This window comes from Paenibacillus sp. FSL W7-1088 (genome assembly GCF_037969855.1).
GTDB lineage: Bacteria > Bacillota > Bacilli > Paenibacillales > Paenibacillaceae > Paenibacillus.
The window spans coordinates 6,529,353-6,543,147 of the sequence record NZ_CP150216.1 but is presented as its reverse complement, the minus strand read 5'-3'; the positions used below and the strand labels follow the sequence as shown (position 1 = coordinate 6,543,147).

The 13,795-nt window shown below is 42.1% G+C and carries 6 protein-coding genes; all 6 read left to right on the top strand.

Going from position 1 to position 13,795, the window contains the following annotated elements:
- Positions 1-759, top strand: a complete 759-nt coding sequence (locus tag MKY42_RS29595) for a WecB/TagA/CpsF family glycosyltransferase (RefSeq protein ID WP_339846780.1) — start codon at positions 1-3, stop codon at positions 757-759.
- A gap of 370 nt (positions 760-1,129) precedes the next feature.
- Entirely contained in the window at positions 1,130-2,257 is a 1,128-nt protein-coding gene (locus tag MKY42_RS29590; RefSeq protein ID WP_072733618.1) for an MraY family glycosyltransferase, read from the top strand.
- A 161-nt stretch (positions 2,258-2,418) separates the two neighbouring features.
- On the top strand, positions 2,419-6,309 hold the full coding sequence (locus tag MKY42_RS29585) for an S-layer homology domain-containing protein (protein WP_339846772.1): 3,891 nt from the start codon (positions 2,419-2,421) through the stop codon (positions 6,307-6,309).
- A gap of 207 nt (positions 6,310-6,516) precedes the next feature.
- The gene (locus MKY42_RS29580; RefSeq protein WP_179262783.1) at positions 6,517-6,858 is read left to right on the top strand and encodes a hypothetical protein; all 342 of its coding nucleotides are present in this window, start codon (positions 6,517-6,519) and stop codon (positions 6,856-6,858) included.
- A 516-nt stretch (positions 6,859-7,374) separates the two neighbouring features.
- Positions 7,375-10,899 (top strand): S-layer homology domain-containing protein, encoded by a 3,525-nt coding sequence (locus MKY42_RS29575; protein ID WP_339846767.1) that lies wholly within the window; start codon positions 7,375-7,377, stop codon positions 10,897-10,899.
- 140 nt (positions 10,900-11,039) lie between these two features.
- Entirely contained in the window at positions 11,040-13,685 is a 2,646-nt protein-coding gene (locus MKY42_RS29570; protein ID WP_339846764.1) for a hypothetical protein, read from the top strand.
- Positions 13,686-13,795 lie beyond the last annotated feature (110 nt).

Below are 13,795 nucleotides of genomic sequence, written 5' to 3'. Positions count from 1 at the left end.
ATGAATCAGACCGGACCAATACCTACCGTTTCGATCTATGGTATTCCTTTTTCCAAACTAACGATGAAAGAAACGGTGGAGGTACTACGCGAAGCTGTGCTCACGAAGCAGCCGCACCAAGTCATCACAGCCAATCCTATCATGGTTATGGCCGCGCTGGAGAATCCGGCGATGATGAAGGTTATGCAATCTGCGGAGTTGATTGTTCCTGATGGAACAGGCGTTGTATGGGCTGCCAATTATTGTGGGGAGCCTGTGGCAGAGCGGGTGCCTGGATTTGAGCTTTTACATGAATTGCTGCGTGTTGGAGAAAACTATCGGTGGGGCGTGTATCTGCTCGGTTCCACACCTGAGGTGATTCAAGAAACGGCAGTTCGGTTACAAGAGCAATATCCGGCGATTCGAATTGTAGGTTATCGCGACGGTTATTTTGGTCCGGCTGAGGACGAGCAGGTTGTCGCTTCCATCCGTGAAGCTGCACCTGATCTGCTGTTTGTTGCCCGTGGGGCAGACACGCAGGAACCGTGGATTCACAAGTACAAAGATGCACTTCAAGTTCCCGTTACTATGGGGGTTGGAGGCAGTTTTGATGTGATCTCGGGTAAAACCAAACGTGCACCTAAACTGTTCCAAAAGTTAAGACTGGAATGGTTTTATCGTCTGCTTCGCGAACCTAGTCGGGCTGGCCGAATGCTTGCGCTTCCGAAATTCGCTGTCAAAGTGATGCGGGACAAAGAAAACGTGACTAAAGTCCGTTAAAATTAGGCTATTACGAGTAAAATGCACGTTTTTGCTAAAAATTGAGGTTGGCATTTCGCCTGTGATCAGCGTATAATTCATTCCGGATTACATGTGTCGTGCTGCTTGAATTAGAACGTTACACTGAGCAACTACGATAGCAAGGCAACCTTCCAATCGCTGTTATCCCCAGATTTCTTTTATTACCCTTTTATATGGGTGAAATCCGGTGATAAAGGCGAACGCTTCGCTTCTTCAGGTTTTCCTTGCTCTCTTCGTTATCGTGTAACAAGTATTCAAAAATGACTAACAAATGATTTTTTATATATAAAAAGAGATCAGGGGATTTATAATTTCTTACAGGTATTATAATTGGGGGTCGAATGTTCAAATGGTAGCGATCTTTATCATTGGATTTATCGTGTCAATGGGACTGGCTCTTGCCCTGACACCACTTGTCAAAAAGTTCGCAGTCAGAATCGGAGCAATGGATACGCCGAATGCTCGTAAAGTGCATACTCGGATTATGCCGCGTCTTGGTGGTCTAGGAATATTCCTGGCCTTTATCATTACGGTTGCTGCACTGCTTCCTTTTGTGTCGGCATGGTTTACGACAAGAGACATGAGCTTTGTCAGTGCTTTTCTGATTGGTGGATCGATCATCGTACTGATCGGTGCATTGGATGACCGTTTTGAACTGTCAGCCAAAGTGAAACTGCTCGGACAAATTGTTGCTGCTGCTGTAGTCGTATTCGGATTTAACATCCGTGTAGACTTCGTTAATATTCCTTTTCAGGATGCGTACTCCTCCCTGGAAGCTTGGGTGTCCATTCCGCTGACGATCCTCTGGATTGTTGGTGTAACGAATGCGATTAACCTGATTGATGGTCTGGATGGTCTGGCTGCCGGTGTATCCGGTATTGCCATTGGTACCATTGCCGTGATGTCCTTCCTGATGGGTAACATGATGATTGCCTTGATGTGTCTTGTACTGCTTGGTAGTATTGTTGGATTCTTGTTCTTCAACTTCCACCCGGCCAAGATCTTCATGGGGGATACGGGATCTCTATTCCTTGGTTTCTCTCTGGCAATGCTGTCCATGCTTGGTTTCAAACAAATTGCTGTAGTGTCCTTCATTACACCGCTGATCATTATCGGTGTGCCGCTCTCGGATACCTTCTTCGCGATCATTCGTCGTGCGGTACAACGGAAACCGATTTTCTCACCGGATAAAGGTCACTTGCATCACTGCTTGCGTGAACTTGGATTCAGTCACCGTCAGACAGTGCTGATCATCTACGGTATTGCCGCTTTCTTCGGTGTACTGGCGATTATCCAATCTTCCGCTGCGATGTTCGAAGCCAACTGGGTAACGTTCGTCGTGATCTGTATCATGATGTTCTTCCTCCAGGTTGGAGCAGAAGTCATCGGACTTGTAAGCAAAACCAGAAGGCCGGTTATTAACTTCCTGATGCGTATGCGCGTCAAGTTGAACCCGGAGACCCGCTCGAAATCCTAAATCGAAACGCTCGTTTACTGATCTTATTGAATATTCTTTCAGGCCCAAACCTTGTCCCTCGTGGACAAGGTTTTTTGTTTATTTTGCTGTTTTTACTAAATAATTGGAACCTTTCGGCCGATAAAAAAGTTAACTGACTTAAATAGAGGAGAGATGATTGCATGCAGCGTACGAAGAAGCCGATGATTTGGCTGATGATGGTGGCACTGGTTGTATCTCTAATACCAGCAGGCCTTGCACCAGTCGCGTCGGCGGCAGGACAGACGAGTTATTTTACTCCGGATAATGCTGGGAACGTCCAATTGAAAAATACAGTAGGTCTCAAAATGAGTGGAACTGGAACGGATGTGCTATCGCGTTCAACTGCGTTTGTTGTAACTAACAGTGAACAGGCCGTAACGGGTACATTTACAAACGTAACAGGCTCTACATTGGGTGCCAACGTTCAACTGATGAATCTGAAGGATGGCACTTGGGTTCCAGACAGCACGCGGGTAGCACCAGCGGTTGTAACGGTTGATCCAGATCGGCCAGACAATCGTTTTAAAGCAACACTTACATTGTTTCCCGGAATGAACAAAGTAACGTTTACGGGTTCCCAGGGACCAAGCGAACGTTCTGAAAGCTTCTATATCTTATATGACTCTGTACCATACATTGAAAAGCTGCAAGTTTTGGGTGGAGCCGATAATCTTGATCTAAATGAAGGATCACAGGTTGTTGTAGATACGGGTGATGTGACTATTCAAGGTGTAGCCCACAACTCCTCTAAAGTAACAGTAAGTTTGAATAATGGTGAGGCATTACCAACAGCATTGTCTCAACAAGATGGCACATTTTTCTCGCCAATGCTTCGATTGAAGGCAGGCAAGAATGATGTGGTCATCACTATTGAAAGCGGCGTGGACAAAAATAAGTACACTTATTCTCTTCTCTACTATGATGAGGAAAATCCGTTCTCTCAACTGGATTTGAATGAGGGATCAGGTGGACTGTCGCAGAGTATGCTCTCGGAAAGACCTACTTATGGAGGTGACCCTTCACAAGCCAGTGTGACTGTTCAATTACTTTTGCCGGATGATAAAACAACGGCTGTTCCTGAAATCTCGGTGGATGGCGCATTGAGTGGCATTGTTCCAAAGATTGAACCCATTCCTAGTGTGGGAATCAACACGCCTTCATATGCTCTTATTTCGTTTGAAATTCCAACATTGAAATTTACAGAATCAGGAACTGCTCCTGATACTACGATCGATCGTTTGCAAAATCATTCGTTGAGTGTGAAGTATGGAAAACACACAGCAAGTGTAAATATGAATTTTCAATATTTAGCGAATGAAACGGTTATTACGGATTTAAGGTATCTTAAGGACTACAGCGGTACTGGTGTAGCACCAGCAGGAGTGCCTCTTTCGGGTTCTAGTGTCACTTCTGCGGATTTTTATATCCTCGTAGAAACTAGCAGAAATCCTAATGGAAGTGAGTTGACAGCTGAGTACCTTCCAAGAGGTACAAGTACAATTGAGCTCTCACCACCGATACAAGTATCACCAACTAAATACATCTATCAAATCAAAGGCTTCAAAAACGGAAATCAAACCGTTCAGTTCAAGTTTGCTGGATCAACATCAAGTCGTAATGCGACGATCTCCTTTGCCTCCAAAAACTATATTTTTGTGAGCAACCTGACGGATGGTCAGACATATGACATGAACTCCAAAAAAACAGATAAATTGCTGGTTGAAGGTAAGTACGTTGACTTTGCAACATTAGATAGCAACTACTTTGTAGCAGAGATTTTCGCAAACGGTGTAAAAGTGTATTCGACACACCCTGCAGCGAACACGACTCAAAAAAAGTTGACTTTGGGCGCGGATGGAAGCTTTAAAGACGTTGAAATTGATATTGACGGAGATAAGGGACCTTTATTCTTCGGGGAAAACCGCATCGTATTAACGGGTACAGGAACTGGAGAGAAAGGCCAGCTGAATGAAGTAACCAAAGAATTGCGCATATACATTAATGATAATAATGTATCGACAATCAACAATTTTCAGCCGGCACCAAGTAAAAATCGCTCCACATTCCTTGATCCGTATAACCCGGATGATCAATGGGTGAAAAACCTGTTTAACCTGTCCACGGATTTCACATTTGCCGACAAGAAGTACACGACCAGCCTTAAAAATTTTGACTTGGCAATACGTGGTGCAGGGGCTATTCGAATGAGCCTGAGTATGGGGACTCAAACTATTTTTGACGTGAATATACCAGAAGGCTCGGCAGGTAATACAACTTGGGCAGATCCAACAATTTCTCCTGAGTATGCGCTGAACAATGGTAATGTTATTGTGGATCGCGCCGGTAGTCAGAAGGACTTTGTTGTACGGTTAAGAGACCTGAAAGCTGAGACACCAGGAACATATATCTACACATTAGATCTTTATAACAAAACTGGAGCAAAAACAAGCCAGAAGGTAGAAGTGGTCAGAGAAGCTGCAGGTTATCGTATTATAGCTCCGCAACCTACTTCAGGTAGTCAAATTGTTGTCAACAAAAACTTTGTTCATTTTGATATTGAGGCAGAGGGAGCAACGTCCGTTATTATTGATAAAGAGACAGCTAAAAAGCTTCAAGGAACAGAAACGGACCGTTTTGCTCTTGATTATGTTGGACTCAAATCCGATAAAGTGAACAAAATTAAACTAACAATTGACCGTAATGGTGTAAAAACAACGGATACAATTGAAGTGTACTATACTAGTGCTACTGGAGTGGATTCTCAGTATATGGCTCCTAAAGTAGCTACTAAGTACTCTGCCTTCAATAAACAGCTTGAGCTAAGCTTCCCGAAAGGGACGGTAATGGAAAGTTTAGACACCAGTGGAATCGCAAAGTTCTATCCTAATAACAAACTGTTGTTTGGTATTGCAGATCCGAATACTGGTATTGTGGAACGTCGTAACGATTACGGAAGTATTGTTGGTTTCAAAACAGAAGAAGGAGATCCCAATCCATTAAGCGTACCGGATGATTATTACAGAAGGTTCTCGGCGATCACGGGAGATTCTGTGAACTTTAGTCCGATTTCAGACATTTACTGGATTAGTGGAGGTTTGGGGGAGTCGGGCACAAGAGGCACTGACAACTACAAAGAGCCAACAAATGGGGTAGGTCCATACACTATAGATTCATTGTATGGTAACCCATTAACACCAACTGAACGCAAAATCAAACCATCTCAACGTGGTACATTGACATTGACTTATGATTCTAATGTGGTAGATGACGCGGGCTCCACAATCTCGGTATTCTACTACTCTTCAAGTAGAGAATGGAAACGTATTGGTGGAGAAGTGGATTCCAAGAAGCATACAGTAACCGTTCCGTTCGATAATTTCGGGTACTATAAAGTCATGAAGCTTAGAAGAAGTTACAACGATATCACGAACCACGGTTGGGCCAGAAATATTCTTAATGCATTATACGCCAAAGGATTTATGGCACCATTGCGTTTTGAACAATTTGGAACAGATGATCGGACCTCCAGAGGAGAGTTTGCCACACTTTTGGTAAAAGGATTGAATCTTCCGATTACTTCTGATAGCAGAAGAACATTTACAGATGTGGCGCCTGGAACAAGTTCATATACTTGGGATTATGACAGTATTGAGACAGCCGCCAGAGCAGGTATCATTACAGGTTTGACCGATGGTGTGTTTGGGCCGGATCGTCCTCTCACACGTGAACAGGCAGCGGTCATGATAGCGAGAGCACTTGAGCTCAAGTTAGCTGCAAATGACAACAAGCTCCAAAGTGCATTGGCCAAGTCTTTCATCGACTCGGGCAGTATGGAGAACTACGCGGGTCCTGCGGTGCAAGCTGTTACCAAAGCGAAGATCATGGAAGGGTCTCCTGTAACAGTTGCCGGTCAAAGCAAACCACAGTATGCATTTAACCCGAAAGGAAACCTGACTCGTGCAGAAGCAGGTAAGATCGCGGTTGAATTGCTTAAGAAGAGTACCAAAGTATTCCCCAAAAACCTGAGCTAATTTATGTGATACCATCGATGCATTTTAGGAAGGACCTGTCCCTTGCGCTAAAGGGTCAGGTCCTTTTTATGAGTGTTATGTAACTGATAAAGAACACTTTTATAATAGAAGAAATAAGTTTTTTACCAATAACTATTTTTGTAATTTGCTAGAGTTTAAGATACAATAACGGTAAATACACAATGATCTAGAGGGTGAAGTTAGCTAATGAAACCGATTTATTCGAAAGCCCAGCTGGGCTACATGAAGGCAAAGACACAGTTCGAGAAGCAGGCAGTCATTATGGAGAAGAAAATAGAAGAGGCACGCAAAGTACAAGAGGTTTCCCAAGAAGTAATGGAAGGGCTGGTACAATCCACTGGCTTCCATGATGCGTATAACAATTTGGTTCTGGCTGAGAATGAATTGATTGAATGGTCTCACACAACGATGAAGCATGAAAAAACGTACCGTGAGAACAGACAACCCATTGATGATATGTATCTAAGATTGAACAGCGATCCGAATATGCGAGCTCAAATTATTGACCTTGCAATGAAGATTCGCTAACGTATAGAACCAGAACTGTACCTAAAGCATCCCATAATGGGGTGCTTTTTATTTTTTTATTCTGAAGAATTTGTCGCTTCATGATTGGAAAGTGTGGGTATAAATAAACGATAGCAACTCAGACGACGCACTAAGTTTTTCACCAATTCCAGTTCTAACAAGGGTTTCCGATCGTTTTGAATGGCATCTTAACCCGCACTGCACCTATACATAAATAAATTCAAAACTTTTTTTGTGGAATCCGCAACTTTTTGAAATCTGCTGCGTTTAAGATGTAGAGTCAAAAACATTGGGCCTGTTACCAAGATTGACCTCGTGAAGAATCTTGTCTATTTTTTAGAAAAAATTGCTTTACGACACGGAAGACCCATTGTATAATACGTAGGTAGGATTAGGAAACTACTCTATTTTCGTATGATTCTGCATTACAACCTAGTTTACAAGTTTCTGTGATATGCTCACAGACATCATTTATATTAACTTGCTCAAAACTCTGGAAAGGGGGTGCAACAATATATGAGGAATACGAGCGACCCTATTAAAGAAAATTCAAATGTTATGAACGCCCAAGGAGGAGAAAAAAAGGTTATGAAGAAAATTTTATCCGTAGCTCTGTCTACAGCAATGGCATTCTCAATGTTTGCATCTGTAGCATTCGGTGATACAGCAGTATCAGCACAACAACAGTTTGATGCATTGAAAGCAAAAGGTATTTTCACTGGTTACCCAGATGGAACTGCTGGTTTGAACAAAGAGATGACTCGCGCTGAGTTCGCAAAAGTTATCACTAAATTGCTTGGCCTGAAAGAAATCACTGGTGTATATTCTTACAACGATAAAAACTACAATGCTAAAAACTGGGCTGCTCCTTACATCGAAGCAGTAACAGCTGCAGGCATCATGGAAGGTAAAAACGTTGAGAAGAAAATCTTCGACTTTAACGGTAAAGTAACAGTTGAAGAAATGGCGAAAGTTCTGACAATCGCTTTGGAACTTGAAGTTCCAGCTGAAACTAACAACTCAGCAACAACTTGGGCTAAAGGTTATGTTCAAGCGGCAATCAACGCTGGATTGCTTGATTCCAAATTGAACTTCCAATCTAACGCTTCCCGTGAATTGCTTGTAGGCGCTGCTTACGCAATTGACCAAGCGCAAAGCTTGAAAGTTACTAAATACGAAGTAAGTGAAGGCGGTAAAGTCGTTACTTTCACAATCAGTGACGGCGAAACTGTAAAAGTGACTTTGGATAAAGCTCTTGAAGCTAACAAAGAAACTGAAGTGAAATTCACTTACAAAGAAAAACAATTTACTGAAAAAGTTACTTATGTTGTAACTACAGCTACTAAAGTTGTATCTGCTACTTCCACAAACCTGAAAGAAGTAGAAGTTGCTTTTGACGGTAAAGTAGACAAAGCTACTGCAACTGACAAAGCAAACTATACTGTAGATGCTGGTTCCCGTGCAGTTAAGTCTGTAACGTTGTTGGAAGATGGTAAAACAGTTCGCATTCTGTTGGATACTACTTCCAAAGGTCGTTTCTCTCAAGGTACTACTTACAAAGTAGTTGTGAAAAACGTAAAAGCTGATAATGGTACTGTTTTGCCACAAGGTGAAGTTTCCTTCACATCTGCTGACAACACTTTGCCTACAGTAACAGAAGTTAAAGCTCTGGGAACAAAAGTTATCAAAGTAACTTTCTCTGAGCCAATCAAAACACCAACAAGCAGCAATTTCCAATTGGATGATAAAGCTTACGTTGGTTCTGTAACTCTGGGTGCTAACGAAAGAGAAGTAATTCTCCGTGATTACACAGGTACAATCGCTGAAGGAGCTCACAAGCTGACAACTTCTTTGGTTGAAGATTACGCAGGTCTGAAATCTTTGTCTGCAACTACAGATTTCACTGCAGCAGTTGATACTGAAGGTCCTAAAGTGACTGGAATCACTGCTACATTGGAAAAAGTAACAGTTACTTTTGACGAAGAAATCGATCCACAAGCTTTGACAAGTGAAAGCTTCTACTGGTTGTCTGGAACAACTAAGAAAACTGGTAAATGGACTCAAATCTCTGGTAACGTATATGAAGTGGACTTCACTGAGAACCGTCTGCCAGGATATGAAACTACACTTTATGTTGACGTAAAAGACTACTCTGGTAACGCTAATGCTACTAAAGAGCATAAAGTTACTGCAACTGTAGATCTGGTTCAACCAAAACTGATTGACGTTGCCTACGGAACAGAAGTTGCTAACCAATTGACTGTACGTTTTGACAAATCAGTTGATGCTGCTGATATCAAATACTTCACAGTTAACAAAGGTAGCGATGTAATCCCTGTTAAGAGTGTAACAGCTGGTCCAGGATCTGATAATAAAGTGTTTAACGTAGAATTCTACGCTAATCTTAGCGGAACTTATACTCTGAAAGTTTCTGGAGTACAAGATAAAACTGCTCTTAAAAACACTATGGTTAACTACGAAGGTACTTTCGTAGCAAGTGACAGTGCAGCACCAGCATTGAACACTGCTTACGGAGTAGACGTAAATAATGCTAACAAAACTGTTGCACTTACATTTGACAGAGAAATCGATCTCGCAACTTTGAACAACAAAGCTAACTACTACATTGGATTCAATAAAACACCTGGTGGAGTTACTCAAAACATCAGCCTTCCTGTTGATGTTGGAGTGAATGTATCCAACAGCGGTAAAACAGTGGTTCTGGTATTCCCAGAAACAATTAACGGTACAACTGTATCATTCCCGGGTTCTGTTGAATCTGTAAGTATTGCTGGTTTGAGATCTAAAACTGGTCAAGCAACAGGATATGTTCAAACTGGTATCCTTGGTACTGATGATCTTGGTGCATTGAGTGTTAACTCTGGCACTCGTAAAGATGCTAGAACAATTGAGGTTGTATTTAACAAAATTATCGCTAATGCATCTGCTAGTGATTTCAGTGTAGCTGGTACTTCTGTAACTTCAGCTTCTGTTGATGGAAACAAAGTTACATTGAAAACTAACTCTGATATTGCTGCTGGAAGCGAAGTGAATATCCTTGCTGGCAACAACATCCAAACTTATGCTGGTAAGAAAATTGGTGCTACTCCAGTAAATGCTGTAGGCGATGTTAGTCCAAAAGTTGACGAAAGTCTGTTGCCTAGCAGCAAAGTTCTTAATCAAGTTAATAGAAAAGTTGTAATTCCATTTACAACTGCTTTGGATGATGCTAACGAAGCAGATATCGCAACAAACTTGTTGGTTAAAAGAGCTGATAAGCCTAATGCTGGTGATGAGCTGAAACCAAAACAAGACTACACTACAGTAGTTGAAGGTAATACAGTTGTTGTTACTTTCTTGGATGAAAATCCTGATGATGTTGTTTACATTGTTAGCGTAAAAGATAATGCTACATTTATCCGTAACGCTGCTGCTCCAACTAAATTCGCTGGTAAATCGGGTGAATACAGAACTAGTGGTAACTCTAAAGTGGCTGATTCTGTAACTGGTACAGCTCAAGTAACAACTGCAGCTACAACAGCTACTAAAGCTTCCGCTACAGTAGGCGGCCTTAAACTTGAAGCCAAAAATGCTGGTGCAGCAACAATCACTGTTGCAATTGAACCTAATGGTCCTGCTGGTGATCCAGTGCTCGTAGAAGCAAATAAAATCACTTTTGCGCCTGGTACTACAGTAGATGAGATTATTACTGCAATTAGTACAAAACAAACTGATCCTACTATTCCTTACTCCGCTGCAACTAAAGTAAGTGATGTAGTTCCAACTACAGGTTTTACGCTTAATAATGGTAAAGATGCTTCTGAAGGCGTAGTAACAATTACGTTGAACAAAGCTATCAGTGCTATTACTGAAGTTAAAATCGGTGGACTGCCTTACGATGCTGAGTTTGTTGGCACTGACAAAACAAAAATCGCTGTTGATACTAACAATGATGCTGTAGCTGGTAAAACAGCTGTTGTTACTGCTAAAGATGCTAACGGTCTTAATATTGAGGTTAAAGCTATAGTAGCTGCTGAATAATATCATATGTAATAAAAAAACAAGTCAGAGATTTCTCTGACTTGTTTTTTTATTACATAAAAACCAACAACATCGTAACTTTCTCTCCCTCTCAAACGTTTATACTATAAAGCAACAAGCAACTTATGGGAGGTTTGGAAGTGGATCATAAAAAGGTCATGATGACTTTAATGGCAAGCATGTTGTTGATCAGTTCAAGTGGAGGTATCGCAGCAGCTGCGAATACGTCGACGAGTTCAAATAAAACATCGAAGAACAGTGAAACGAACAATACAACGAAGAAAGAACAAACATCCACAGTTACAAAAGTAGTACATACATTGGCCAACGTTCCAGCAGTGAAAGTCACTGCGCGGAGTACCGTGAAATTAACGGATGTAAATCTCTTGTCTCAAGACGACGGGAATACAGTAACATATACGCTGACATATAAAAACAATGACAGCACACCAATGATGATGCTCGATTATTGGAGCAAAGTGAAGACCAAAGGTGGAACAAGCTTCTCACCTAAATTGATTGCCAAGGACCAGGAAAAAAAGACGGTATCACCTGGTTCTACGGTTGATCTTACTTATGTCATGAAGGTTGGACGTGAAGTGAAGCTGAGCGACCTGAACTTCCTCATTGTAAAATGGGATTTCAGTAAACCTAACTATGAAAGCACATTAGGGAAATTCAACGTTCCTGCTTCCTACAGCATTACTACACCTGTAGGCAAGACCAAAACGGTTCGTTTGAGTGATTCAGCGGTCAAAGTTAAGGTGTCCGGAATCAAAGTATATCCGGGTGAAGATAAGAAGCAGTACGTCAAAGTTGGCGTGAACCTCAATAACATTAGTTATAAACTGCTGGATAATCCGAATATCAAATGGATTTTGCGTACACCGAATGGTACGAACTATCCATTAACCCCTGACAAAGACAGTACAGGCATCAGCATTCAGGCACAGGCCAATAAAACATTGAGCTTAATGGCCTCTTTACCCACAGCGTTGAAACTCGAAAAGTCTGAATTGCTGCTTGTGGAAGAACAAGGTGAAGAGAAGACAGCCCTGCCTGTAGCCGCTTTACAACTGCCAGAAGCTAGTCAATCTAATGTAGATACGGCAGCCAATCAACCGAATATTATTTCGATTGATGGACAACCTGTATCCACCCTTTTGGAATCCGCGCGTGTTCGTACAGAGGATGAAGAGTACGATCTGACGATGCAAATGGTCATTAAAAACCAAGGTAAGAAAGAAGTTAAGGTTCCTAAATATGCATTAGAGATTCGAACAGCAGATGGTACAGCATACCCGATTGAGACGAAGGCATTGGATGATCTGAAGTTAAAGCCAGGTGCAACCAAGACGATTAAGCTGATTACTACCATTCAAGGTGATGGGGATACCGGCAAAATTAAACTTTATGTGATGACACCAACAACCAAGGATGAGAGCAAAGAAGGTGAAACAGGCGCAGGTGCAAGTACTAACGGTTTCCAGTTTTCTTATCCGGTAGGCATCTACGCTATTCCTGAGTCCGTCACAAGTGGGGATGGACTTACGACAGAGACGGTAATCAAGAACAGCAAAGGTACATTCGGTGTGTCTGTCGGCTCTCTCCAACGCCTGCCTTGGACAGACAGCGATATTATTGCAGCCAAAGTGACCATCCGTAATGCATCGACCAAAACGGTTCAATTGCCTGAACTGGAAGCGATGTTTACTATCGATTCTGCAAGGATTGATGGGGATACAAAGCTGATTCGTGCGCAAGGGGGCAAGCTGCTCGGCCCAGGTATGACAACAGAGGCTTATCTTTTGACCAAAATTCCATCCGAGTTGAATATGAGTCGTCTGGAAGTAACTTTGCTGGAGAAGGTAGGCGAAGAAGAAACGAATGACTGGATTACTCTTAGTACGTCCGGTATAATCCAGCCACTTTCGTATGTAGGAGTAGGGAAGACCTTTACTCAAGGTACTTCAGAGAAAGAAACCGAGCTTGGTGTACGCAGAACCTATGTGTATCCTGGATCTTCTTCGGATATCGTATATACCGAGTTTGAAATGACGAATAAGTCCCTCAGACAGAATGGTCTCGGAAAACTCGTAGGATATTATAAAACAGCCGATGGTCAATATTACAAGGCAACAGCTAAACAAGCTGATCGTGTACCAGGACCGGGGCAGAAGAGTGTTGTGACCTTCTGGGCCAAAGTACCGAAGAGTGTAACGTCGATATCCGATATGCGTCTAATCGTGGGTGAAGGTGTGGCTGACAACAAATTTGTTTCCGGTGAAGGTGAAGCAACGGCGTATGTTAATGCGATGTCCTTTGAGGTGCAGCCGAAATCTTTACCTGTCCTGTCATCTCTGAATGATATCGACTTATATCCGTTCAAATTCTCTGGTAGCAACATTAGAGCATATCTCACAGGTGGTACATCGGTTCAGATTGAGATGATTTACTCGTTAACGCAGGAAGAAGCAGTAGATAGCGGCGAATACGGACACAAATTGATTCTTTCTCTCACAGATGGATCTGGTAAAGTGTTTGATAAAGAGCTTACGCCGGGAACCGATCTGAAAACAGGTATTAATCAGACGCTGAACTGGAGCATAGATGACACTGTCTTCGATAAAATACGTGGAGGTTCATATCGCGTAGCTTTGTATGATGTGTTTGAAGGCCAAAGGATTCGTCTTGCAGAACAAGGGTACAGTTACGATGTGTCCAAACTGCCAAAAGAAGAACCAGAGTTTCCGGAAGAGGGTTCCGGCAACAACAATACTAAATAATAAGTAGATAGATTATCTATACTACTATACTGTGAATACAGACAAAACCTCGTTTCCGAGAATTCGGGAGCGAGGTTTTGCTTGTCCCCACAACATTTTTTCTCTATAGT